Below are 24,580 nucleotides of genomic sequence, written 5' to 3' on the forward strand. Positions count from 1 at the left end.
TCTCCCGGGGGGAACATCTGGAAGTTGTCATGATAGTTGTGCAAAGCGAGCCCAATCTGCTTGAGATTGTTTTTGCACGTTGAGCGGCGCGCTGCTTCGCGTGCCTGTTGAACTGCAGGTAACAGCAGGGCGATCAGAATTGCGATGATGGCAATCACGACCAGCAGTTCGATGAGCGTGAAACCACGCTTTTTAGTGAGCAACACTTTTTCCATTACTTGAACTCCAGAAAAGTTAAAAAAGAGGTCGACAAAAAATGTCGAGTAACAAAATATGAGTCTGCGTTCCTTCGACGTACTTTGGGCGTCAAAAAAGACAGTACGTGGAAAAGAAAAAAGCAGTTGAGCGCCGGTTCTCTCAGATATAAGTAATAATTGTGCCTGCCTGAAAGAAGTTACTCTGGAATTTTTGAAAAACCAGGTTCAGGGTAGCTGATAACTGTATGTGTAGAACACAAATTAAGTTTAAGCAACAGCTTATAGCCACACTGTATTTTACGAGTTGAGTAAGCGAGAGGCAATCACTTGATTCACAAAATCTTCATCAAACCCCCTGTTTTTAATGTGGAAAAGTATGTTTTTATGTACATTTTCATCTGGGGTGTGTGAGGTAAGTGACCGGAGTGATATGGCTTTAGTATATCAAGCCCTGTCACCAGTATTCTCAGGTCGTTTCCCTGAAATCGGGAAAAAAACCACAGAATCCTAATCCACATTCGATCCAGCAGGGCAATAGGTTACATCCATTTCTGACTCTGATAAATTCAAGATCTGAGTTGAAACTGAGTCTCAATTTCCTTATATTGGAGTGCTCTCTGCTGAGTGTTCACAAGATGACTTCCTTCCTCCGGCTTCTTTTGCGTCGAGTTTCTTAACAGTGATGACATTGAATCAGCTTATTAAAGGTCAAAGTGCTCGTATCACACAGATCAAAGGTGAAGATGCCATTTCCATTCGTCTGATGGAAATGGGACTTATCGACGGGGAACAGATTCAATTGCTCGGTAAAGCACCACTGGGAGACCCGCTGGAGTATGCAGTGCGTGGTTACCGGTTATCACTGCGTTTAAACGAGGCTAAGTGTGTTGAAGTCGAGCTTGTATAAAACAATCCCTCCTCTGATTCAGAGGGGGCTGCCTGTCCTTCCTGATGAAAGCTGCGCTTTCAGATTATAAATTCCATGACCAACACTTCCACCGTCCCAAAACAACAAGCTGTGCAACAACAGAAAATGACGATTGCCATTATCGGGAATCCGAATACGGGAAAGAGCACACTGTTCAATCTGCTCTCGGGGGGGCATGCCCATATTGGTAATTTTCCCGGTGTGACTGTCGAAAAAAAAGTGGGCAGTGTGAATTGGGACGGGCGGCCGATCGATCTGATCGATCTGCCAGGTACTTATAGCCTGGCGCCACGCTCGATCGACGAGATGCTGGCAGTGGATGTGCTGTTGGGCAGGCAGAAAGGTGTTCCGCGCCCCGACGCCATTATCTGTATTGCCGATGCCTCGAACCTGGAACGGAACCTGTACCTGTTCAGCCAGGTACTTGATCTGTCCACACCTGTAGTGCTGGTATTGAATATGTGTGACATGGCCCGGTCGCGCGGTATTGAGATTGACGCTACGGCGCTTTCAGAAAAACTGGGGCAGCCTGTTGTTTGCACAGAAGCACATCGCGGTAAAGGGATCCAAGATCTCAAGGCGGCGATTTTAAATATTGACCCGGGTAGCCGGCATGAAGTTCAGCAGTTGTTTCCGGATTCATTTTATGCAGAGCGTTCACAATTGCGGGAAAAACTGGAGTCGAATCAGGATGAGAGTCCACCTGATTTTCTCATTGATCGTCTGTTACTGGATGTCGGTGGATATGTCGAATCTTACTTTGAGCACCAGACTCATATTGGACTGATTGATCATCTGCATGAAGCGCGGGCACGCCTGAAAGAAGCGGGATGTGCGGTGCCTGCAACCGAAGCCCGTGTGCGTTATGGCTGGACACGTGAGCTGTTAAAGGGAGTGCTTCAGCAACCAGAGGTTCAACAGGAAACGACTTCAGATAAAATCGATCGCTGGCTGACACATCCTGCTTTTGGTTTTTCGTTCTTTTTCGTTCTGATGTTTTTTGTGTTTCAGTCTGTGTTTACCTGGGCAGGTCCTGCGATGGATCTCATTGACGGTGGGGGAGGGGCGGTTGCAGGAGTGGTCGAGTCGATGATTGCCCCCGGTCCCCTGCGGAGTCTACTGGTGGATGGTGTCATAGCGGGAGTGGGAGGGGTTCTGATCTTCCTGCCACAGATTGTAATTCTCTATTTCTTTATCGCCGTTCTGGAAGACAGCGGTTACATGGCACGGGCTGCATTTATCATGGACCGGCTGATGCGCAGTCTGGGACTGAGTGGGAAATCGTTTATTCCCCTGATGTCATCCTATGCATGTGCAGTCCCCGGGATCATGGCGACGCGGGTGATTGAAAATCGCCACGAACGTCTGACGACGATTCTGGTGGCACCTTTGATGAGCTGTTCGGCACGCTGGCCCGTTTATGTACTGTTCATCGCCGCATTCATTCCCAATGTTGTTTACTTTTCGATCGGCAGCGTGACGTTGGTGACTCTGCCTGGAATCGTGCTGTTTGCCATGTCAACCATTGGAGCCGTCGTCGCTATTCCTGTCGCCTGGTTTTTGAAGCGAGTCTGCTTTAAAGGGGATGTGGCACCTTTTGTGATGGAACTGCCCGGGTATAAATGGCCGTCACCGCGGAATGTGATCTATCGCGTCTATAGCCGGGGTAAATCATTTGTCGTGAAGGCAGGCACACTGATTTTTGCAACATCGATTCTGGTCTGGGCGGCCGGTTATTTTCCCGGCAATCATAGCGAGCAGTTCACGCTGCAGGAGCAGATCGAAACGGTAGATGCTTCTGTGGAACATGCTGAAACTCAATTGGAAGTGGCCCGCTTAGAGACTCCGGAGAATGTGGAAAGCCTGGAAATTCAGCTGACTAATCTGGAAGCGACTCAGTCACTTCTGTATGAACGACAGAACCATGTCAGCAGCCAGCTGATCGAAAACAGTTATCTCGGCCAGGCAGGTCACCTGATTGAACCGGTTGTGAAACCATTAGGCTGGGACTGGAAAATTGGTGTCGGCGTGATTGCTTCGTTCCCTGCACGGGAAGTGATCATCTCCACGTTGGGAACGATCTACAGCCTGGGGGGGGATGTGGGAGAAGACGACGAGGGACTAATTGGATCCATTCGCGCTGCCACCTGGCCGGATGGTCAGAAGGTGTTTAATATTCCCGTGGCAATTTCGATCATGGTCTTTTTCGCCTTGTGTGCCCAATGCGCGGCAACTCTCATGGTGATGCGACGGGAAACCAACAGCTGGTTCTGGCCGGTGGTTTCATTTACTTATATGACGACGCTGGCCTATCTGGGGGCCCTGGTTTCTTACCAGGTCGGTATGCTGCTAATCTGATTCCGATGTGTTTCGGGGTTGGAGATCCATTCTGATAGAGAAGGGGGCACGATGAATCAGTATGACTGGCAAATGTTAATGACAGTGCTCTGTATAACCGCTGCAGGACTGTTTCTGGTACGCCGCTGTATCCGATTCTTCAAACAGCGTTCGGGGTGCGCCGGGGGTTCCTGCTCCGGATGCCCTTCTTCTTCCGGGGAGCCTGCGAATTTTATTTCGCTGGATCAACTGAAAAAAACGAAGTAGCTTTCGCTTTACCGCCCCTGCGAACTTTTTCATGTAAACAACCGCTCTGCTTTCAATTGCTGGGGGAGACCTTATTATTCTGGCAGGTCGCAGCCAGTTTCACTTTCAAGCTGTTTTAAGGCATGAAATTATTTTTAATCCTTTATTGAATTGAGTTCGTTTGACAGGGTGTACCGCTGAAACGAGCCAACTCAATCCGGAGCATGAAAATGACTGAAGAACGTGTCTATCATCCAATGTCGGGCTGGTTCCCGCTGTCCGTCTGCCTGGCGGGCCTGCTGACAGCAGTGCTCTTGATTATTTTTGGGGCTGTTCAAGAGAGCGTCCCGCTGGTTTTGCCTGGAATTTTAACCGGTCCCGCCTGTCTGGTCGGGCTGTTTGGCTGCATGGCGATTGCCCCTAATCAGGCGCGCGTCCTGTTGCTGTTTGGGGAATACAAAGGCTCGGTGATGCAGTCTGGTTTTTTCTGGGTGAATCCATTTTATTCCAAGAAGAAGATTTCCTTAAGGATTCGTAATTTTGAAACCGGGTCGATATCTACGCCGGAGCAGAAGGATCAGGCAGGGAATATCATCCAGCACAAAACACGGTCAGGGGGGCGGCCTTCGAAGGTAAATGATCGGGATGGGAATCCGATCGATATTTCAGCAGTCGTGGTCTGGCGTGTGGTGAATACCGCAGAAGCGATGTTCGAAGTGGATGACTACGAAGACTTTGTGTCGGTTCAAAGTGAAGCGGCATTGCGTAATCTGGCCAGCCGCCATCCTTATGACAGTGAAGATCATGAGCTTTCGTTAAGAGGTAATACTCAGGATATCTGTGATCAGTTGATGGTCGATATTCAGGAGCGTCTGGATAAAGCGGGTGTGGAAGTCATTGAAGCCCGCATCAGTCATCTGGCTTATGCACAGGAGATTGCCGCCGCGATGTTACAGCGACAGCAGGCGCAGGCCGTTGTTGCAGCTCGGACTAAAATTGTAGAGGGCGCTGTTGGAATGGTAGATATGGCGCTGAAACACCTGTCCGAGGGAAAGATTGTAGAACTGAATGAAGACCGCCGCGCAGCGCTGGTTTCTAACCTGCTGGTTGTCCTGTGCAGTGACCGGCATACACAGCCTGTGGTGAATACGGGGTCATCAGGCTCTTAACGTTTCAGGCTTGTTTATGTTTTCGGGCTGGGAGTCAGTCGGGCGAAACCGGAGTGCCTGACCGGTGTTTTGAGGCGACCGGAAAGGTCGCCAGACGACAGGGCCAAGGCGAGTTCAGCAAAAATCGAGTCGGCAGCGGCGAAGTAATTCTGAATATGGCGTGGCTGATGGGCGAGTGTCGGATAAAAGCCACTCCCTGTCAGGAAGCCTTTTTCCAGCATGCGAATCGTGAAAAGAGTTCCCAGTTCGGCTGCCTGTGGATGGTCGAACTGATGATGCAGCAGGACGGCATGGCCGACGGCTTTGACTGGTATGCCATGCTGCTGACCGAGTTTCAGCCAGCCTGCGCGAAAGGCTTCGCCAATCTGGTGGATGTGTTCGCGGACGTTGACTGTCTGCATTTTTCGAATGGTGGCCAAGGCAGCCGTTGAACCTACACCTTCGGTCCAATAGGTACTGGAGATGAAGGACGTTTCCGCTGCATCCATCACAGAACGTCTGCCGATGATGGCAGCCACCGGATGCCCGTTCCCCAACGCTTTGGCGAACACAGCGATGTCGGGTTCAATTCCGTAGTGCAGATGGGCACCACCTAGAGCGAGCCGCCAGCCCGTTGTGATTTCATCAATCACTAAGACAGCGCCGCATTCGTCGCAGATTTCCCGCACTGCTTCCAGGAATCCGGGATCGGGGTGAATGTAACGTGTTGGCTCCATGACGACCGCTGCCAGTTTTGATCCCCGTTCTTTCACGATTTGTCTTAGCCCGTCAAGATCATTGTAGGTAAAGGGGTGAGTGGTTTCAGACAAGCCAGAGGGGACACCGGCCGGGTCGAGTCCAGGCAGCAGGTGCTTATCGAGGGAGGTTCCGGCCTCCGTTGATTTGCGGGGCAGGTTTGTCGCCAGGTACCAGTCGCTCCAGCCATGATAGCCACACAGGGCAATTTCGTCGCGTCCTGTTTTCGCGCGGGCGATACGGACAGCAATGGCCATCGATTCTCCGCCGGTCCGACAGAAGCGAGCCTGATCAGACCAGGGATGCAGGCTGGTTAACAGCTCGGCCAGTTCGACTTCTTCGGGTGAATTCAGCGAACTCATGGATCCCAGTTGAACGCGACGAACGACGGCGTCGGTTACATCAGGATCGCGGTAGCCCAGCAGGCAGGAGCCGATGCCTGAGGTTGAGAGATCGTGATATGTTTTTCCGTCAAGGTCGATAACTTCACATCCATTCGCTTCCTGGTAGTAGGCGGGCCAGCAATCGGGGGCGAACATTTCAGGCCGCTTGCTCAGCAATTGGGTGCCGCCGGGAATTAACTGTTTCGCCCGTTTGTAGGTGTCCTGGGTGATATTTGTGCCTGGGTTCGTTTTAATACCCAGCATGGCACGGGCGTTGTGGCAGAAAATGCGTTCGACGTCCGCGTCGTTCAGGCGTAGCGTATGGCAGGCTTGTTTGATCGCCAGCAGAGATTCGAGACCGACACGGACCGGCCTGGCGAAGGTGGATGATTCCCATTCAACATTCTGTTCGCCCAGCCAGAGGAAGCCATCACCGATACTGACACAGCGACCATATAATTCGCTGACAGAAAAATCAGTTCCGAACAGCAGGCGGCTCGTACCAAATTCGCGCAGGATCGCTTCAAAAGGCTGTGACTCGCAGACGGCAGAAGTGTCGAAGAACACGTTGTCGAGCCCTCGGAGGGACGCGATGCCTTCTGTGGTGTGGTTTCCACAGAAACCCCGGGCCGCATGCGCGAGGATGAGTTTTGCCTGCGGGTATTGCAGGCAGTGTTCGCGAATGTAGGTCTGATTAATGGGGTCTGCGATGGCCCGGGCACGGACCATGTGTAACATGATGGCGAGGCTGTACCGGTTTGAGAGTTCCCAGACCCATTCAGGAATATATTCCTGAGGTTCTGCCTGTAAGGTATCTTTTCGATTGGCGTAGACATGGTAGACTTTGAAGCCGCTGTATTTGCCGGCGAGTATTTGTGCTTCGACTTCTTCGGGTGAATCTTCAGGCGTAACCAGCAGGAGTGCACGACATCCGGGCTGATCTTTCAGTTCACTGAGAATGAATTGATTGGCAGGCTTGCGATCAAGGGTTGGATTGGGAATCGCAAAAAACAGACCGGCAGAAGGACGGAGCGATCCCATCCAGAGTTCCAGGTTCACGCAGAATTCATTCCACCCTGAAAAGCCCTGTTCATTTTCGGCAGCGGCAGGCAAGCTGGGAATGCCATCCTGTGGTCGATACAGGTGGGCATGGGCGTCAAAGCTGTCGGGGGGCACAAAGTCTTTGAGCTGGCTGGCAAACAGTTCCTGATCATCGGGTAAAAACTCAGTCATGATTTCTTTCCCTGCGAGTAGTGTGTGGCTGAGCCTGTCAGCTGGTTATCAAATGTAAAACCGATCTGGCTGAACTGTTGCTGCATCTGTTCGAGGCCGTTTTTGACGAAGATTATATCAGCCATGTGGTAGAGCATTCTTGCACCCCGCTGCATCAATTCCTGGGCGTGTTCCAGGTTAAACGTAGGCATCCCCCAGTGTTTTCCCTGATTTGCAGCGGCGGTGGCAATCGTTTCGATAGCAGCTTGCATTTGTGGATGATTGAACTGACCGGGAAAACCTTCGAGAATCGAGAAGTCGGCAGGGCCCAGCATCAGGGCATCCACGCCTGGGACTGCAGCGATTTCTTCTGCTTGATCGACGGCGGACTGTTCTTCGAGTTGAATGGTGATAAAAGTGTTTTCGTTTGCCTGCTGCACATAATCAGAGACGGGCATGGTGCAGTAAGGCATATCTGCTCCGGACCCGTCGAAGCCTCGTTTCCCCAGAGGGGCAAACTTGGACCACTTCACGACTTCCGCCGCTTCAGCAGCATTACTGCAACGAGGATACATGATGCCTTGCGCCCCCGCTTCGAGCATGCGACCGATTCGCATGTATTCTCCATTACCAGGTCGGGCCAGGATGTCAGAGGAGCCGATGCGGGCTGCCCGCATGAGTTGTGTGGCTGTCTCCAGGCTGTAAGTATGGTGCTCCATGTCCATCCAGATGCCATCGAAGCCCATCAGGCTGGTGAGTTCGAAGAGGGAGGCATCCAGCAGGTGCAATTGAGTAATCAGTACTGGTTCGTTCTGGCTGAGCTTGTGTTTGATACGGCTGGCTCTCATCGAGTCATTCCTGTTTCTGTGCTTTAAGGAGTTAGAATACTTCCGGGTATTACGTTATTATATGACAATAAGGTTCGCAAGTGTGATTAGGTAATTATTGGTTGATGCAGTATAATGTTGCTGATACAGGGTTGTTTAGCATAGATTTCCTCTTCTGGAAATTGACATCACTGGTTTAATTATATGATAATAAGTCCGATATGGCCGAACCACTACAAAATTCGATGGCGACAGTTTTAGCGGAGAAAATCCGTCGGAGGATCATGAAAGAACAGTTGCCTGAAGGCCATGTTTTTATGACTGAGGGACAGCTGGCTGAGGAGTATCAGGTTTCCAGGCCCATTGTGAGAGAGGCGGTTAGTCGCTTACGAGCCTTGGGGATACTGGATGTCAGGCAACGAAAGGGGCTGGTTGTGCAACGTCCTGACTTGATGCAGCTACTCTCCGACAGCATTCCCTTGTTGGCTGTTTCGCAGCAGGAGCAACGTGAATTGGGTATGTTGCGTTATGTGCTGGAAATTGGTGCCATCGAACTGGCGGTCAAATATGCGACTGCCGACCAGCTGGATCGACTGGATCAGATCGTGGCTGAGATGGAGCAGTATCTTGAGCGAGAGGATTGGGAGCAGGAAATCGAACTCGATCTGGCATTTCATTCGCTGGTACTGGAAATGACAAACTCCGTTTACGTGTCTGGCATGCAGCAGATTCTGGCGAAGTATTTTCGGAACATCTCTGAGACCGGTCAAACCAGTTCAGGCCAGAAAGCCCGAATTATCTGGGAGCATTCAGAGTTGGCGGCAGCGATTCGCAATCGGGATCTTGAGCATGCGCGTGTGATGATCCGGATGCAGTTTCAGGGGCTTGTTTCAGAAGTTCCAGGACAATAAAAAATGGGGCTTGAGCAAATACTCAAGCCCCACCGTTCAGGGACTAGATGATTATAATACCTGAGAACCAGGTGAATTATGCCTGCTAACGATCAAAGGTCGCCTGCTGTAGAATGATTGTCGTTCAATTCTTGATTTTTACTATTAAAAAGCGGAGATAAATAAATTTATCGTGAAATCGCGATATATGAGGTTAATGCCTGTCTTTTGGCATGGGGATTCACCTGGCGGCGTGTTGCAAACTTCCTGAGATATGCCCTGGGAAATTATGAGGCGAATCTGAGCCAGTCAGAAGATCAGGGAGCCAATTCTGGGGATTGGGTATTGATTACAGAATCCCATGTTGTGCCAATGCGTAATTCGTCAAACAGAAATTCTGCATTGCGGGCGGCGTGCAGCCTGATTTGATCGTATACGGAGGAATCCCGGAAGGGGGCGGTAGCACAGGTCCAGACCGGGGGTTCATGGCTGGGAATGGTTTCTTCAGGAGCAAACGCACGCATGAAGACCTGGTCCGAAGCATTTTCGCTGGCAACAATCTTGGCGACAAAGAAATAAGTTTTCCCTGTCTGTAACGGGGGAGCGTTTTCAATCACTTCCATTCCGGCCTGCAGGGTTGAGAAATTAGGGGAAGTGATGCCAAGTAAAATTCTAGTCTGATGTTTTGCCGGCTTCGAAGTTTGCAGAGACAGGTTCCCGTATTGGTTATCTGCCCCATTCCCTGTATTCTGTTTCTGGATGTAGAAACTCAAATAGTAGATCGCGTCTTTATTCAGGCGGACTGGTCGTTCCAGGGTGCGCCAGGCAGTATTTCCTTTTCTGAGTTCGACGAGGCCCAGTTGGTCTTGAGCCAGTTCGGAGCCCGTCAGTGATTTGAGAGGCTGGCTGTCACCCCGCGCGGGATCACCACCATTGAGCTTGTTTCGCCAGGGGTTCTTCCAGCCAATTCCGGCGTTTCTCCAGTCTGAGAAGCTTTCCGGGTCACTGATCACAACAGGATGAAAGCTGTCGTATGCTCTGGTTTCCTCGCGAATCGCCTGAAGGTTTTTGGGGTTGGTGGGGACTTCCCGTTTAAAATCTTCCGGTTTGAGTTCAATATCGTCGATGCGATTCTCGTTCAGATGCTTCGCCTGTCCTTTATTGATAATGATCGATTCCGTAAACATTAAATTATCCTGATTTGGATCGACGCGGACGGCGCCTTCGAACACATGCAGATCGACTTCTCCGTCGGCGTCGATTTTGGCGCCGTATTCCGTTCCAATATCGTGGAACGTCAATTGAGGAGTGATTAATGCAAATTCAGGAGCCGCTTCATAACCATGCAATACAACCTTCCCGGATGAAACGGTCGCACAGCAGGCGGAATTCATTTTGATTATTGTTGGGCCTTCAATCACCAGCCGAACTCCGGTGTCAAAGCGAAATTCTGCATAGCCTTCTTCAAGGAAGAGGTCTTGTGATAACAGTCTCTGTCCGGAAAATTTGGGGGGGGAGTCTCCCCCCCAGACACAATCAGTAGCACGGGTGAGTGTTGCGATATAAGGCAGGTCAACTACCTGTGGTTCGGTTTTGACGATCTGGGGCCCATTCCAGAAGAAGCGACCGGTGATACTCCATTCCATGACCAGGAGTAACATCATGGATGCGGCAGCCACCAGCACGTAGTTGATTAGTGAAGGGCGTCGTGGACTCGGTCGATTGATCTGCGTGTCGGGAAGAGTAGGGGTAATAATAGCGGCGGAAGTTTCGTGAGTGACAATCTGTTCGAGGGACTTGAGCCGTTCGTTCCAGTTAGATTTGATACCGGTATTGATGTCGATGTATTCAAAATACTGGCGCATGGCCTCGGGGGAGCTCTCCAGAATGGTTTGAAATTCATCGAATTCAGTAGACGAAAATTCTCCCTCTGGGCTATCCAGGAGCCGATTCAGCAGTTCTTCAAATTCAGGTGGGATGTCCTGTACCGACATTATGTTTGACGCTCACTTTGAAGCTTACGGGATATACAAGCCGCTAGTTCTCGTCTGAGGAGTGAGAGGCGGTTATAAAGGGTTTGGATGGTTTTTCCAGCAGTCCTGGCAATGTCTTTCACCGACTGATTTTCAAATACAGCATTTTTGAGTAACTGCTGGTCTGAAGTATTCAAGTTCTGCAGACAGTCCTGGAGAAAATCGAGGCGAATATCGTGGTTTTTTAGATGTTCTTCACGTTCATGCGACATTGTTTCAATGAGTTCCTGATTGAAAAAATGTCGATCCCTCCCAATGCTTCTTCGATAATTGCATACAGTAAAAAAAGCGACTCCACAGGCCCAGGAGAAAAAATCCCGATCCTGATCGAATTCATCAAACTTGTTCCAAAGTGTTAAACAGACATGCTGATAAACATCTTCTGCATCTGAATTATTGGGGACAAGCGTTCGTATATAACCGAAAATCCGTAAACGATCTTTACTCAGTAAAGATGTAAACAGCCCCCTGGTATCTGGATGTAACGACGATGTGGAAGTCGACATAAAAGTCGGGAACTCCGTTCGGTAGAGACAAAATCGATTTGCAATCGTTTAATCATAATGAAATTAGCAGATCATTAAAATTAAATAGAAGCAAACTTTGCTTTAGAACGGGAATCTTCGCCGATTCTTACGTTATCCACAATACATATGGTTAGTATTCTTTCAAGTAAATAATGCTGGTTGTCTATTGAAACTTGTTCTCAAAGCGTTGCGATTTACTATATAAAATTGCGAAAAATGAGAATTCATCTCAGGAAACCAAAAAGCGTCGGATTTCTTAATGAAAGTCGTGTTATTTCCTTTGATTGATTATCAAGGATTTAGATGCAACTCTTTCCTGGATATGGTACTCTGACACTTCAATCTGTGTAGTTTCTGAAATCTCATCATTGAAAAAATGGACGAGTGTGAGCGATGACAAAGAAGACACGAAGTATATTGGGGAGTATCAGCCTGCTCTTAGCTGGAGTGCTGGTCATGCTGGCAGGAAATGGATGTAAGGATCCTAATGAAATTGCCCGTCAACAGGGTGAAGTAATTCAGGAACAACCACCGCAGAAAAAACCACAAGAGCCGGATGCGGAAAATGCAGCTGCCGAGGAGCAGGCAGGCAAACCGAATGACAATAAGAAAAGTATTATCCACAAGACAACCGCTGTAGTTGTGGATGCAAAAAAAGCACTGGAGAATCCGGACATCATTGTCGTGGATGGGAAAATCAAAGGGGTCGATCCTTTCACCCAGGCTGGCAGTGCTTATGTCTCCATGGCGTCCCGGGTCAGTACATTGGGAATGCAGCAGGCGATCAAGGCACATAAAGCGCTGAATGACCGGTTCCCCACTTATGATGAATATATGCAGATGATGAAAGAGAATCGCATCGAATTCGCTCAGCTTCCTCCTTACAAAATGTATGGCTACGATGCAGAGTCCGGAACGATCCTGGTTCTCCAGGATAATAAGAAAAAAGAAGAGCTTTACAAAAAGGCAGGCATTCCGCTCGACTGATCGAAATTGATTGTGACTGGCATACTATCTGCGTCTTACTTCTTCATCCCCTGAATTGAAGAGTGAATGTTGATCCAAATCAACATTCGTTTCAAAACAGTATCAGCATGTTGTAAAAAATCAACGTGTTGAACAAATTCTGAAGAGGTGAGTCTTATGAAATTCCAAAAATCTGCAAAAATCGGAAAGTCTACAACACGATTATTGATGCTTGGAATCTTAACAGCCGCTTTAAGCATCAGTACTGGTAATCAGCGTGCAGAAGCAGAGAACTGGGCATTTAGCCGTTCCTACTACAGCCATGAGATGCCACCAGAAGTGGCGGCACGTTATCCGCGTCCCGAAAGTCGTTCTGCATACCGCACACCTGAATTGGCTACGACTCCCGGATTTGCATTGCGGGGAGCCCGTCGCTGGAATTACGTGCGTCTGTATAGTGGAAACAGCTACGATACCACGATTTATCGCAGCGACACATTCAATGTCGTTGCTCCCTGATCATAATCAGATTCGTCTGCTGTTCAAAATCGCAAAGTTGCTCTAAAAAACGTACTTCTCTGACTTTCCCGAAACAGTCAGGGAGTGCGTTTTTTCTTTTCTGCCAGGGCTTCATAGTAACGCCGCACCTGGTCTTCGTACTGGGGTAGAAAATTCTCCGTGTAGATGTTCAATAGCTGTTGCCTCATCGCGGGGGGCAGATGTCCCCACGCATCTTTGGCATAATTATTTTTCTCATTTAGATTACCCGGGGTCGCCTGGCCTGCCTTCTGACGATCGGTAGACTGTCGCGCGGGTCCTTGAGAGAGCTGACTTTCGTTTTTCTGCTTCTGCATCCCTTCACGGTCTTGCCGATTTTGCTGCTGTTCCTGTTGTTGCAGATTATTCTGGTTCTGCAGGCGCATCGAAGTTTTGGGAGCCTGTTCGACCAACTGGATCAGTTTTTCCAGGTCTGCTACGAGCTGTTTCTGAACCTCTTGAACTTCTTTACCAGTATTCTGATTTTCAATCAGTTTCCCGGCACGTTCCATCTCTTTAATGATGGGTTCTATGGGTAATTGGTTTTTCTGAGCCCACTGTCTGAGTTTTTCAACCTGTTTGTTTGGCTGATCTTTTTTGGCAGGTTCGTCCCGTTCTGGTTCTTTTGTCTGATTTTTGATGGCCTCTGTTTTTTCGGTATTTTCATCTGCCCTCACCGGCTGAACAGGAACAGACAAAATGATCGTCGTACCGATTGCCAGCAGATACAGTAACAGTGTCAGTTTTTTATATCTGGATTGCATTATTGGATCTCAAGTTTCTGTTCCGGGGCGTCAGGCAGGAGTTGATTAAAAAGTTGCAGTATTTCCTGTGAGAGTTCTGCCAGATCGGACTGTTCTTTGGAAAGTTGTTTTCTAAATTCAAGCTGTTGCGGTGTTAATTTTTCTTGTGGTGTCAGTTCCTCATTGAATGCGGTGGTTCGATCAAGAATGTCCTGTTGCAGAAGTTTGAGTAAACGAAGTTGTGCAATGAGGGGAATCTGATCAGAGGGCATTATCTGCGGATCCTCGCCTGGCTGCGCTTCTGCCTGTTCTGAATCGGTCTTGTCATTCAGTGCCTGCAGCAGAGTTTTGAATCTGGATTCCGCTTTCTGTTCAGCGTTAAGTGTCAGTTGGTCTGTCAGTCTCTGATCCAGTCGGTCTGCTGCTGTTTTCAACTGATCGATCGCTTTGTTCATAGCCAGTTTAAAAACAGGTGCTTTTGCCAGCTTCTGTGCAACTTTTTCTGCCTGGATTTGCAGATCTTCTTCCGTCTGTTGTAGCAGTTTAAGAGATTTCAACTGCCCCCGTGACCAGCGACCACGGGCAAGGCGGACCTGTTCCAGCCGCGTGGTTTCCTCAATGACAGCCTGCTGCCGCTCAATCAGTCCTTTGATTTCAGATTCCAGCTTGATAAATTCTTCAAAGGCAAGGGATTCCTCCAACTCGTTGCGCCGGGCCGCTAGCTCACGTTGTGCCTGCTCCAGGTCGTCAAGCGATTCCTTGAGCTGTTCTTGGGCTTCTGCCGTATTACCCTGTTGTAATGCATCATCAATCTGAGATGTGCGCCGACTACTCCGCTGCATCGAATCAGCCGCTTTGTTGAGGCTGAGCCGCTGCAGTTTCTGTTCCAGCTGTTGCATCTGCTGTTTCAGTTCCTGTTCCTGTTTTCTCAGCTTCTGCAGTTCTGCCTGCTGTTCCTTGCTGTTGGGGGCATTCTCAGTTTTCTTCAACTTTCGTAATATCTCTTCCTGTTTCTGTTTGATCAGATTTAATTCCTGCTCACTCTTTATCAGTTCGTTTAAGACCTCTGCAGTCGAACTGGCTGGTTGATTTTCGAAAATGTTTTTTAAAGTCTGCATTGATTCCTGAAGTTGCTGCTGTTCCTGTAAAGCCTGTCCTACCTGATTCTGTTTTAATCTGTCGGCTGTCTGCTTCATGACTTCGGATATCGGATTTTTTCGCAGGAAGTCGATTGCTTCCTGATTTCGTTGCTGTTCTGAACTGGAAATTTCCTGGTTCTGGTTATCCAGTGTATCAAGCAGATTGCGAAACGCTTGAAAGTGATCCGCCTGTTGTTCCTGGCGATGAGCCAGCTTTTCCAGGTCTGCCTGCTCCTGCAGTTTCAGTTTTCCAAATGCTTTAGTGATCGTCTTTCTGGCCAGTTTTTCGGTCTGATCTTGAATGTCTGCCTGCTGATTGATCTGTTCATCCAGTTCGGAAACCAGATCCCTTGTTTGCTGCCACTGCGCCAGTGATTTTAACACATTGTCCAGTCTTTCGATCACGCGTTGCTGACCTTTCTCAGCGACGGTGAGTGATTCCAGCGGTGATGTTTCTGCTCCCGTTTTTGCTCTTTTCTTCTCTTCAGTATCAGCAGACTTTGTTTCTTTGTTAGACGAAGTGGTATCCGGATCCTGGGAATCGCGGGCATCCACTTTGGCCTGCATCTTTTTTCGAGCTTGTGTGATCTGTTCCTGGATCTCCGGAAAGACCTGCTGATTCAACTGGGTCAGCTCCGTGTTGAGTTCAGCGAGCCGCTGTTGCATCGCCGGATCTTCAATGCGGTTCCAATCCAATTCCTGCAGCAGTTCTCTGGAGCGTTGTTCCAGTCCTGTACGGGGACTGTGGAGTTGAGAGGCAATCCGCTTCTGATCCATTTCCACCTGTTTGATCGTATCAATTTCTTCGGTACGTGCCTGGCCTACTCGCTGCAGTTGATGCTGGACGTCCTTGATTTCAGTATGCAGCAGTCGCTGGTCTTTCAGGATACGAGCGAGTTCTTCGAGCAGGTTTGCCTGGCGGTTCGCCAGTTCATTGGCTTTAAACTGAGGGGTGACGATAGTCAAAACACGCGAGATACTGGTTCCGGTATGGGAGTCTGCAGATGAAACTTCTGGCGAATTTGTTGAGGTACTGTCTTGAAAGAGATCACGGGCTTCGGCTCGAAAAATAATCCGATCCCCCTCATTGAGCGCCAGCTCGGCGAGTTTCCAGTTGTCAGTCAGTGTCAGATCTTTCAACTGGTTTTCGCGCTGGTTTGCCGATGACGCTGAGCTGAATGGCAAGAGAAAAGAAAAGTTTTCGCGGTCAGTCCGCAATGCGCGCGAGAGTGACTCCTGGCTGGATGATTTCTGGTAGCGGATGAGTGCACTCTCGATTCCCAGGTCATCATGCACGACGACCATGAGGGGGATTTGAGCAGCCGGCGTCACTTGCAGGTCGGTATCCGGGATTTCCAGAAAGACTTCCGGAACGTCATCGCTGATGGCCGTGATTTCAAAATGTTCCGGGGCGGGAGGCTTGAACCCCTGATCGTTTTCCGCTTCAAACCAGTAGGAATAAGTTCCCGGTGTATCCACCACAAAAGAGCCTGCAAAATGTTTTCGATCCGGTTGCAATTGAAGCGGAACGGGGTCACTGTTTTTGATTCGCAAGGCTACTGTTTTCAGCAATTTGTTCGAACTGGCTTTGAACTCAACGCGGGTGCCGACCAGCGCTTTGAAGTTGCCTATGCCGGCAGGCAGTATTTCTGCGGAGAGTTGCGTGTAAGCAGGCGGTATGAGCCTGACCTGCTCCAGCTGAATCATGGTGGGAGGAACTGAGACGATATTGAGCCAGGGCATCTGGTGATCATCGCCGCCAACCGCGCGCAGCTTGAGCAGCTTGTTAGAAATCACTAAAGAACCTGTGCCCAGGTCGTGTGCGACTCCTGAAGTATCGGGCACCGATACAATTCGCAGAGGGTCAGAATAGATTTTGCCCGCAGTCTGTAGTTTCTGACGAGACTGATATTCAAGACGAAGGTCTTCGGGGGGAGTCCCTTTGCGGTTTTCAACGAAAAACTGAAAGGTCTGCCCTTCGACTACCTGGTAGGGATTATTTGGCCCGGTTTCGATGGGGACGAGATTTTCGTCCAGAATCTGCAGTTCAACCTGTTGAGGCCAGGCCGGTGCCGAGAACGGGAGTATCAGGCGATGGAGTCCCAGAATCACTTCCTGCGGATGCAGCAGGGTTAAGAAAGCCGTTATCAGACAGAGAAACGCTGCGGAAAACATGATTTTTCTGAGGGGGTGCGTATCAATAAGTTCCAGAAAATTAATCTGAGAGGCACGTTGAAAAGTATCTTCGATCACAGCCTGACGCATCTGTGGCGATCCGGCAAATTGTGTGGTTGACTGGTGATCAAACTGAATGCTGCTGGAAAAGCTGTCCCGCAGAGTCGGGTAGCGACGTTCGATTTTCAGTGCGAGGTCTAAATCGGTCAGCGGCGTTTTTAACGGGACAATGAGGTGTTTCCAGAGAATCCAGATCACCATGGAACCTGCTGCGAGGCCCAGTAATAGTCTGCTGGCAGGATCTGTAATATCCAGCATCCAGTCCAGGCTGATGATTAATGCCGCCAGTCCGAGAAAAAGAGTCAGACCCCAGCATAAACCATTCAACCAGATGAGCTGGCGAATTTTGTGATGCAGTTGTTCCAGTTGTGCTCGTATGGAATGTTGCATGGTGACAGTTTCAGGAGAACTTCGGGACGCAATAAAATGACTGCAGTTTATTATACTAAGCGAAAACGTTTTCTTAACAGCCATTCTGCTGAGATCAGCAAAGTAAACAAAATCAGGAATTCCCAACGATTCCAGAGAGGAATCGGTTCTTCATTTTCCAGTGGAACAGGATGGCCCGCTGGTATGGATCGAGGCAACTGCTCAGCAGCAAAGATGGGGAAATATTTTCCACGAGATTCCCGGGCTGTTTTTTTCATATCACTCTGATTCATATCCCGGTTGACCAGTTCGCGTTGCGAAATTTCGACACGAAAATCAACCGAAGGCGGGGTTCCCTGCAGAATGGGCTGAGAGACCCAGCTGTGATAGGCACCTTCCTGGATATTCGAGACGCTGCCTTCAAAAATTCCGGGTGATTTTTCGAGTGGGGCTAACTGCAGGGGCCGCGAAGCCTCTCCCTGTCGTTCGAGCATGACTGTCACTTTTTTTAAGTCAGAGGGAATCAACTGCTCATCGAGAAATTTGACACGAAACTGTACGGTATCGCCTTGTTGATAGGTTTTACGATCCAGAGTCAGTTCCACTGCCTGTTCCTGGTTTAAGAGTCTGGATCGGCTCAGATAGCGAATCGTTTGCACCCAGAACCGGGAATAGTACAGGTCCCCTACCAGGTCCCGCCATCTCCACAGGTCGTCCGTGGCATTAAAAATCACTTTTCCGGCGCCGACACGCTGAGTCGAGATTATGGGAATTCTCTGGCCATTTTTTCCTTTTTGAGTGGGATGCACTGCAAATACGGAGGCGCCCGGTTTGATTTCATCTGCTGCATAAAACCAGTATAATTCGGGAAGGTTATTCCAGATCGCCTGGCTCGCTTCCGCATTATCTGCAAAGCGAAAGATGGATGTGCTGTACTGTCCTTCGGTGGTCAACTCCGGCTGAAATCCTTCGATTACAGGTTTGTATTCTGCCGGTTGCCGGTTTTTGAAAATCTCGACTGGTAGCAGTTCTTCCAGACTGGTGTTTGCATAGGCGTGTGGAGAAAAACGAGGCCCGGCAACCATAATCAGCCCTCCCCCCTTTTCCCGAACGAACTTGTCCAGATTCTCAAATACTGCCTGGCTGAAGTAGGCTGGATCGGCATCACCGAGAATGACGACGTCGTATTGGTACAGGTCTTCTTTTTTGACGGGAAAATAATCGAGGGCGGTGGCATCCTCTGAGGAATATTCCAGATCCGATTCCTGCAGAATACTGCGAAGCTCAATCGTTTTGTCGCGTTCCAGCATATGTTTGAGATAGCGGTATTCATAACGGGGAACCGAATCGACCAGCAGGACACGAATCTTCTGATCGAGTACAGAAACCTGACCCGTCTGCTGATTATTCTTAAGATTGACTTCTCCTTTCACAGGTTCCACCTCGATGACATATTCGAGTAACCCGGGTTTCGTGGGGGTAAAGGTCAATTCAATTTTCTGAGAATCTTTTTGGGGATTGATGGGGAACTGCCGTGACGTCAGCGGGCTGCCCGTGCGCGCTTCCTTAAGGCTGACCGTCATGTTGCCGGACTGGATGCCGAAGAATTTAACCTTGGCAGACACCGTAATCGGGTCGTTGATAAAAGCGACATCATCAACCAGCAGATCATACAACTGCAGGTCTTTCACCGGTTGTTCGCTGCCGACTCCCACGGGAAAGAGGGGAACCAGTTTGGATTTTGCCAGCTCACCCGCCCGTGACAGGAGGTCGAGGTCACCAGTGCTGGAGATCCCATCGCTGAGCACGATAATAGCCGTGGGTGGGGTTCCCCGAAAGTCGTTGAGAACTTTTTGGACTGCGTGAAACGGTCGAGTCTCTTTCCCCACCGGTTCCAGTTGTTTTACGAGTTCCTGTGTCCGCTGGTAGTCCTTAAGATCAATCAGGCCCTGTTCACCCAGCGGCAGGCATTCGTCTGAAAAATGATAAAGTCGCAGTTTGTGTTTATCCTGAAGCTCCGTCAGGAACCGGGCTTCGTTTTGCAGCAGGAGATCTTGTACGAGTTCCAATCGGTTTTTTCCCCGACTCTCCTGCTGAAACGATTTGCTTACGCTGGGAGATGCGGATTCTGCGTAATCATCTTCAAGTCCCATACTGGCAGAATCATCAATCAATACGGCTACGAATGGCAAGCCCGTTCTATGAATGGTTAATGTAAACCGGGTGAGGAACAGGATGACAATGGCAAACAGTGTCAGTCGTATCCCAATCAGAACAGTGCGTTTTTTTAAATCCAGGTGAGCGGTATCTTTCAGATACGCATAGATCAGCAAAAATACAATCCCGCTGCCCAGCAGGAGCACGGCCCAGTCTGGCAACCAGCCAGGCCAGGGAGAATTCCACTGAAAATTCCAGGCAGAACCCTGGCCCGGTCCCGCAGCGGGGATCTCGAAATAGGATTCCAGAAGTTGTTTCAGCTTATCCATAGATTTGTGCAAATGTATCGTGATATGAAAGCAAAGAGTCTCAGTATCGAAGTGATCGACAGCGAATCGACCTCTATATTGTATTCAGATCATCGAGCAATTGCTGTTTTTCATCGCCTTTCAGATCCGATTCTGCGATTTTTTTAGCCTGATCGACGTAAGTAGCCACTTCTTCCGATTTATTAGAGATAGCGGCGGCACGGGCCAGCGCTTCATAGGCATACGCGAGACAGAATGGGCTTAAATGTTTGTCTTGAGTGATTTTGAGGCAGAGCATCGCAAAGCTGAACGCATTACTGGGCTGATTCGTTACTGCATAAACTCGTGATAACTGCCAGTAAGCGATGGAAATATTTTCGTCTGTATGCCCTTCAAATTGCGACCAGTGCCATAAGGATGCATGACAGGTGGAGATCATCTCCAGGGTTTCTGTTGGGGCACGGTCCTGTTTTTCCAGGAACTCCCACGTCTTATTGAAACTATCAGCGGCAAAGTATCGATGGGCAGTTTGTAAATCAAAATCCGATGTCTGCATGCTGATTATCCTGGCAAAAAATTTCTATCGAATCGAGCAACGGGGGGAATAGTGCCTGAAAACTGATCTTCAGGCAGATTCCATTTCGAGGCATAATGCATTGTATCGCAGCCGGAGAAGAATTATAAGAACTTACGAAATTTGGCAGGATAACAATGATTTGTGTTCGATTCGGGTAAGAATCTGGTTGAATCTTCCTATCTTATCAATATTCACCAGCCGACCGGCTTGATGCAACAGGATCTTGCTATTCGATAATGTTTATCCAGTCGAAACAAAAGTCATAACCAATGGATTCAGAACGCGCTGACTCCCGATAGTAAGAGACGTAGGATTTCGGACCGATCCAGCCGAGACCTGCTACTTGTCTGGGAAGACCCCTGCGAGAAATATCATCGGGAACTTCAGATAAACATTAAGGCGATTATGATCCTGTCAAAAGCGAACATTGATCAACAAAGTCAGTCAACAGACGGACTGCGACTGGAGTCATCTGCATTACCAGCTTCGGCCCATCTGGTCGGCATTTGCGGTTCCGGAATGAAGGCCCTGGCGGAATATCTGGCCAGTGCCGGTTGTCGAGTCACAGGATCCGATTTGAGCCCTTCTCTCGCTACAGAACCTGCACTGCGCGCAGGCGGATACCGGGTGCATCAGGGGCATGATAAGCGGTTTGTTCCCGAGGGGACGAATGTGCTCGTCTACAGTCCTGCCATCGGTCTGGCGAATCCGGAACGTCGATTCGCGCAACGGATGGGAATTCCCCAGTTTTCATATGCACAGATGCTGGGACATCTGATGCGTCAGAAACAGGGGGTCTGTATCGCTGGAACACATGGAAAAAGCACGACCACAGCGTTAACAGCCTATGTTCTGCAGAATGCCGGTGTTTCACCATCAGCAGTCATTGGTGCCGAACTTTGCAGCCAGAATCTGAATGGCTGGGCAGGCGAAGGTCCATTGTTTGTTGCTGAGAGTTGTGAATATCAGCGTAGTTTTCTGAATTTATTCCCCTTTTATACAGCGATCACAAATATCGAACCTGACCATTTTGATTATTTTAAAAATCAGGATGACATGACAACAGCCTATGCTGAGTTTGTCGCTCGGATTCCCAAGGGGGGGGCATTAGTGTTACCCTCGACATGTATGGGCTTACAGAAGCTGCGTGAAGCCTGTATAGCAAAAATTTCCACCTTTTCACTGGAACGAGGGGCTGACTGGTGGGCTACCGATATTAAGTCGACGGCGTTCGGCTTACGGTTTCGACTATTCCATCAGGGAGAATACTTTTCCGAGATTTCTCTGCAGAAAAAGGGAAAACATAACGTTTCGAACGCGATGGTCGCTGCCATTCTCTGTCATACTGCCGGGATTGATGCAGAACAAATTCGAGATGGTATCTATGAATTTCCCGGGATTCACCGTCGCTATGAGCGGATGGGATCCTATAAAGGAATGATGCTGTTCGATGATTATGCCCATCATCCCACAGCGATTCAGGCAACTTTGAAGATGTTAAGGCAGGAATATCCGGATCGCAGAATCTGGTGTCTGTATGAACCGCATCAGGTTTCGCGTACACAGGCTTTGATGGATTATTATGCCCGCAGTTTTCAGCAGGCCGACCGGGTTTTGATTGGACCTGTTTACGCAGCCCGGGAAAAGCTCAATGAAGAGCCTGTAGAAACGTCCAAAGAGCTGGTTCGGCGAATTCTTCTGCATAATGCTTCGGTCAGTTTCAGCAGTTCCCTTGACCAGATGCTCTCAACTTTAGAGACTGAGGCTCAATCTGGTGATATCATCATTACTATGGGAGCGGGCGAAATAAATCGGATCCATCATGAGCTCAATCGAAGACTTCAAAGAGATTCTCAAACTATCTGAACCACTGGCCAAGTATTCCTATTTCAAAATAGGGGGGCCAGCGCAGTTTTTTCTGGAGCCACGGAATGCAGACGAACTGCAGGCTGTGATCAAATGCTGTGTTGAGAACGAAATTCCGGTACGCGTTTTTGGCGGTGCCTCGAATATCCTGATTAAAGATTCCGGCGTGCAGGGAGCTGTCATCCGCATCCATGCCGGCGATTTCTCTAAAATCAGCATCGAAGGTACAACAGTCACTGCCGGCGCGGGGGCCTTACTCTCCAATCTGGTCTCAGAAACGGTCAAAGCAGGACTGGCGGGCCTGGAGTCTCTGGTAGGAATTCCGGGAACTGTTGGCGGCGCGTTACATGGCAATGCCGGCGGCCATAATGGGGACACAGGCCAGTTCGCCACTTCCGTTACGGTTCTGACCGCGCGAGGAGAAAAGTTCGTAAGAACTGCCGATGAGCTGAGCTTCAGCTATCGTGAGAGCAGTATCAATGAACTGGCAATCATCGAAGGAGTGTTTGAACTCACCGCAGATGATTCGGAAGAAGTCACAAACCGGATGAAAAAGAACTGGATCATGAAAAAGGCGAATCAGCCTTTGACGCACCAGTCAGCCGGCTGCATCTTCAAGAATCCTCGTGGCATGCACGCGGGTGCTTTGATTGAGCAGGCTGGTCTGAAAGGCACACGCATTGGTGGGGCAGAAATCAGTGATCGGCACGCAAACTTCATCATTAACGATGAGAATGCGACCACCGAAAATGTGCTCGATCTGATCAATCTGGCCCAGCATACGGTCTCTGAAAAGTTTGGCGTGGAACTCGAACTGGAAATTGAGCTCTGGTAAGTCCTGAATTCGATGGACCTGCTGAAATCGGTTCTGGCTTCAAAACTTTCTTCTGCGGCTCATTTTCCGATGCAGTAGAGATGCTGAAAGGTTCTGATAAAGACCTGCCCGTCAGAAAATGCAGGTGTGGAATTGCTGCGTTCCTTCAGCGGGTTCTCAGCAACTTTTTCCAGCCCGGTAGTGCTTGGTTGGAAGACGTGCGTCGTTCCATTCTGATCGGTGACATACAGATGTTTGTCGGCTAAGACCATGGATCCCCAGCAGGCGGCTCCACCGGAACGCTCCTGCCAGACAATTTCCCCTGTAGCAGGATTCAGACATTGAAACAGATTCGGGCCCGCGTTAGCCATGAACAGATGCCGGTTCGTAAAGATCCCGGTTGAGATGCGTTGCGGATTCGGTTCTTTCTGCCACAATCGTTGTGCATCCGTAATATCGCCGCTGCCCTGCATCCTGAAGCCGATCGCGGGACCATTAAAGCCACCCATGGCGACACAAATCTCGTTCGCCAATACAGGGGATGTATAGGCGAGATCCCCTTTTTTACCGTGTAACCCTTCACAGCTCCAGATGATTTTACCGGATGTGGGCTCATACGCATTCACACGCAGCGCCATGCTGCAGATGATAAGCGTCTGACCGTTCACATTCGCGATTACCGGAGTACTCCAGGAACCCATGTACTTCTTCTGGTCATTATATTGACCATCGCCGGCAACCGGCTCATCGGTTTCCCAGAGCGTTTTCCCACTTTCCAAGTCGAGTGCAGTCATGAAAACCCGTTTGCCTGGTCCACAATGCAGAATGATCTTACCTGCATGCAGGACCGGAGAAACGCCGTAGCCCCAGATGTGTTCAAAATCACCCAGGTTGCGATTCCAGAGTTCTTTGCCAGTAAAGTCATAACAGTATAAACCGGCAGAGGAATGCCAGACGACAATCCGTTTGCCGTCGGCGGCGGGAGTCGACCCGCAATAACTGTTCGTCTTATGGGTGGGCATGACTTTGTCATAGTTTACACTCTGAACCCAGAGTTGCTTTCCACTTGTTCTGTCAAAACAGTACAGACTCCGTTTGCGACCTTCGTTTTCAGCACAGGTGATAAAAACTTTGCCATTTGAAACGATGGGGCTGCTATTGCCGGGAGCAGGCAGTGGTGCTTTCCAGAGAATATTTTCTTCGGCGTTCCATGTGAGCGGTACATCGGTTTCCTGGGAAATGCCATTTCCCAGAGGACCCCGAAACGCGGGCCAGTCTTCCGCGCGAAGCTGTTGCGCTGGGAACATCAGATAAATCGAAAAGACACAACAGAGGGTTTGCCAGCGTGTTATCATGTGAGCGCCTTTTCAGAACAGGCAATCGAA

General features: G+C 49.4%; 18 protein-coding genes. 8 read left to right on the forward strand and 10 right to left on the reverse strand.

Annotation, left to right across the window (positions count from 1 at the left end; all coding sequences use genetic code 11):
- Nucleotides 1-215, reverse strand: a 215-nt coding sequence (locus ACN0YH_RS23760; protein WP_417382085.1) for a DUF1559 domain-containing protein, incomplete at its 3' end; no start/stop codon positions are given.
- A 664-nt stretch (nucleotides 216-879) separates the two neighbouring features.
- On the opposite strand from ACN0YH_RS23760, the gene ACN0YH_RS23765 reads away from it, so the two are divergent.
- The 3 genes from ACN0YH_RS23765 (at nucleotide 880) to ACN0YH_RS23775 (ending at nucleotide 4,877) form a co-directional block, all read left to right on the forward strand.
- A complete protein-coding gene (locus tag ACN0YH_RS23765) occupies nucleotides 880-1,104 on the forward strand; it encodes a FeoA family protein (RefSeq protein ID WP_417382177.1) in 225 nt (74 codons plus the stop codon).
- A 75-nt stretch (nucleotides 1,105-1,179) separates the two neighbouring features.
- A complete protein-coding gene (gene feoB / locus ACN0YH_RS23770) occupies nucleotides 1,180-3,483 on the forward strand; it encodes a ferrous iron transport protein B (protein WP_417382086.1) in 2,304 nt (767 codons plus the stop codon).
- Between the two features lie 455 nt (nucleotides 3,484-3,938).
- Complete coding sequence (locus ACN0YH_RS23775) at nucleotides 3,939-4,877, forward strand: SPFH domain-containing protein (protein WP_417382087.1); 939 nt, start codon at nucleotides 3,939-3,941, stop codon at nucleotides 4,875-4,877.
- Between the two features lie 14 nt (nucleotides 4,878-4,891).
- Here the strand turns inward: ACN0YH_RS23775 and ACN0YH_RS23780 are convergent, their stop codons facing one another.
- Nucleotides 4,892-7,228 (reverse strand): aminotransferase class III-fold pyridoxal phosphate-dependent enzyme, encoded by a 2,337-nt coding sequence (locus tag ACN0YH_RS23780; protein WP_417382088.1) that lies wholly within the window; start codon nucleotides 7,226-7,228, stop codon nucleotides 4,892-4,894.
- Nucleotides 7,225-8,055, reverse strand: coding sequence for an HpcH/HpaI aldolase family protein (locus tag ACN0YH_RS23785; protein ID WP_417382089.1), 831 nt, complete (start codon nucleotides 8,053-8,055; stop codon nucleotides 7,225-7,227). The genes ACN0YH_RS23780 and ACN0YH_RS23785 overlap by 4 nt, the downstream gene beginning before the upstream one ends.
- Before the next feature lie 224 nt (nucleotides 8,056-8,279).
- Between ACN0YH_RS23785 and ACN0YH_RS23790 the strand changes: the two genes are divergently transcribed.
- Nucleotides 8,280-8,945, forward strand: a complete 666-nt coding sequence (locus ACN0YH_RS23790) for a FadR/GntR family transcriptional regulator (protein ID WP_417382178.1) — start codon at nucleotides 8,280-8,282, stop codon at nucleotides 8,943-8,945.
- A 296-nt stretch (nucleotides 8,946-9,241) separates the two neighbouring features.
- Here the strand turns inward: ACN0YH_RS23790 and ACN0YH_RS23795 are convergent, their stop codons facing one another.
- A complete protein-coding gene (locus tag ACN0YH_RS23795; RefSeq protein ID WP_417382090.1) occupies nucleotides 9,242-10,918 on the reverse strand; it encodes a hypothetical protein in 1,677 nt (558 codons plus the stop codon).
- Nucleotides 10,918-11,463, reverse strand: a complete 546-nt coding sequence (locus ACN0YH_RS23800) for a sigma-70 family RNA polymerase sigma factor (protein WP_417382091.1) — start codon at nucleotides 11,461-11,463, stop codon at nucleotides 10,918-10,920. The genes ACN0YH_RS23795 and ACN0YH_RS23800 overlap by 1 nt, the downstream gene beginning before the upstream one ends.
- A gap of 414 nt (nucleotides 11,464-11,877) precedes the next feature.
- Between ACN0YH_RS23800 and ACN0YH_RS23805 the strand changes: the two genes are divergently transcribed.
- Together ACN0YH_RS23805 and ACN0YH_RS23810 are read left to right on the forward strand one after the other, a co-directional pair.
- Entirely contained in the window at nucleotides 11,878-12,471 is a 594-nt protein-coding gene (locus ACN0YH_RS23805; RefSeq protein ID WP_417382092.1) for a hypothetical protein, read from the forward strand.
- A 156-nt stretch (nucleotides 12,472-12,627) separates the two neighbouring features.
- Nucleotides 12,628-12,969, forward strand: coding sequence for a hypothetical protein (locus ACN0YH_RS23810; protein WP_417382093.1), 342 nt, complete (start codon nucleotides 12,628-12,630; stop codon nucleotides 12,967-12,969).
- A gap of 77 nt (nucleotides 12,970-13,046) precedes the next feature.
- On the opposite strand, the gene ACN0YH_RS23815 is transcribed toward ACN0YH_RS23810, so the two are convergent.
- The 4 genes from ACN0YH_RS23815 to ACN0YH_RS23830 form a co-directional block, all read right to left on the reverse strand.
- A complete protein-coding gene (locus tag ACN0YH_RS23815) occupies nucleotides 13,047-13,751 on the reverse strand; it encodes a hypothetical protein (RefSeq protein WP_417382094.1) in 705 nt (234 codons plus the stop codon).
- Nucleotides 13,751-17,494 (reverse strand): hypothetical protein, encoded by a 3,744-nt coding sequence (locus tag ACN0YH_RS23820; RefSeq protein ID WP_417382095.1) that lies wholly within the window; start codon nucleotides 17,492-17,494, stop codon nucleotides 13,751-13,753. The genes ACN0YH_RS23815 and ACN0YH_RS23820 overlap by 1 nt, the downstream gene beginning before the upstream one ends.
- Nucleotides 17,495-17,544: 50 nt before the next feature.
- On the reverse strand, nucleotides 17,545-19,959 hold the full coding sequence (locus tag ACN0YH_RS23825; protein WP_417382096.1) for a hypothetical protein: 2,415 nt from the start codon (nucleotides 19,957-19,959) through the stop codon (nucleotides 17,545-17,547).
- Nucleotides 19,960-20,032: 73 nt separating this feature from the next.
- Nucleotides 20,033-20,494: a hypothetical protein gene (locus ACN0YH_RS23830; protein ID WP_417382097.1), complete on the reverse strand. Its 462-nt coding sequence runs from the start codon at nucleotides 20,492-20,494 to the stop codon at nucleotides 20,033-20,035.
- 426 nt (nucleotides 20,495-20,920) lie between these two features.
- Here ACN0YH_RS23830 and murC point away from each other — a divergent pair, with 426 nt between their 5' ends.
- Both murC and murB read left to right on the forward strand, forming a co-directional pair.
- The gene (murC, locus tag ACN0YH_RS23835) at nucleotides 20,921-22,381 is read left to right on the forward strand and encodes a UDP-N-acetylmuramate--L-alanine ligase (RefSeq protein ID WP_417382098.1); all 1,461 of its coding nucleotides are present in this window, start codon (nucleotides 20,921-20,923) and stop codon (nucleotides 22,379-22,381) included.
- A complete protein-coding gene (gene murB / locus ACN0YH_RS23840) occupies nucleotides 22,338-23,216 on the forward strand; it encodes a UDP-N-acetylmuramate dehydrogenase (protein WP_417382099.1) in 879 nt (292 codons plus the stop codon). The genes murC and murB overlap by 44 nt, the downstream gene beginning before the upstream one ends.
- A gap of 59 nt (nucleotides 23,217-23,275) precedes the next feature.
- Here the strand turns inward: murB and ACN0YH_RS23845 are convergent, their stop codons facing one another.
- On the reverse strand, nucleotides 23,276-24,550 hold the full coding sequence (locus tag ACN0YH_RS23845) for a PQQ-binding-like beta-propeller repeat protein (protein ID WP_417382100.1): 1,275 nt from the start codon (nucleotides 24,548-24,550) through the stop codon (nucleotides 23,276-23,278).
- Between the last annotated feature and the right edge of the window lie 30 nt (nucleotides 24,551-24,580).

The organism is Gimesia sp. (assembly GCF_048262075.1).
GTDB lineage: Bacteria > Planctomycetota > Planctomycetia > Planctomycetales > Planctomycetaceae > Gimesia.

Coding starts and splice junctions, on each gene's coding strand:
- ACN0YH_RS23825 (WP_417382096.1), bottom strand. CDS start 19,959: ATGGATAAGCTGAAACAACTTCTGGAATCCTATTTCGAGATCCCCGCT.
- ACN0YH_RS23775 (WP_417382087.1), top strand. CDS start 3,939: ATGACTGAAGAACGTGTCTATCATCCAATGTCGGGCTGGTTCCCGCTG.
- feoB (WP_417382086.1), top strand. CDS start 1,180: ATGACCAACACTTCCACCGTCCCAAAACAACAAGCTGTGCAACAACAG.
- ACN0YH_RS23800 (WP_417382091.1), bottom strand. CDS start 11,463: ATGTCGACTTCCACATCGTCGTTACATCCAGATACCAGGGGGCTGTTT.
- ACN0YH_RS23765 (WP_417382177.1), top strand. CDS start 880: ATGACATTGAATCAGCTTATTAAAGGTCAAAGTGCTCGTATCACACAG.
- ACN0YH_RS23795 (WP_417382090.1), bottom strand. CDS start 10,918: ATGTCGGTACAGGACATCCCACCTGAATTTGAAGAACTGCTGAATCGG.
- ACN0YH_RS23815 (WP_417382094.1), bottom strand. CDS start 13,751: ATGCAATCCAGATATAAAAAACTGACACTGTTACTGTATCTGCTGGCA.
- ACN0YH_RS23805 (WP_417382092.1), top strand. CDS start 11,878: ATGACAAAGAAGACACGAAGTATATTGGGGAGTATCAGCCTGCTCTTA.
- ACN0YH_RS23820 (WP_417382095.1), bottom strand. CDS start 17,494: ATGCAACATTCCATACGAGCACAACTGGAACAACTGCATCACAAAATT.
- ACN0YH_RS23810 (WP_417382093.1), top strand. CDS start 12,628: ATGAAATTCCAAAAATCTGCAAAAATCGGAAAGTCTACAACACGATTA.
- ACN0YH_RS23790 (WP_417382178.1), top strand. CDS start 8,280: ATGGCGACAGTTTTAGCGGAGAAAATCCGTCGGAGGATCATGAAAGAA.
- ACN0YH_RS23830 (WP_417382097.1), bottom strand. CDS start 20,494: ATGCAGACATCGGATTTTGATTTACAAACTGCCCATCGATACTTTGCC.
- ACN0YH_RS23780 (WP_417382088.1), bottom strand. CDS start 7,228: ATGACTGAGTTTTTACCCGATGATCAGGAACTGTTTGCCAGCCAGCTC.
- ACN0YH_RS23845 (WP_417382100.1), bottom strand. CDS start 24,550: ATGATAACACGCTGGCAAACCCTCTGTTGTGTCTTTTCGATTTATCTG.
- murB (WP_417382099.1), top strand. CDS start 22,338: ATGAGCTCAATCGAAGACTTCAAAGAGATTCTCAAACTATCTGAACCA.
- murC (WP_417382098.1), top strand. CDS start 20,921: ATGATCCTGTCAAAAGCGAACATTGATCAACAAAGTCAGTCAACAGAC.
- ACN0YH_RS23785 (WP_417382089.1), bottom strand. CDS start 8,055: ATGAGAGCCAGCCGTATCAAACACAAGCTCAGCCAGAACGAACCAGTA.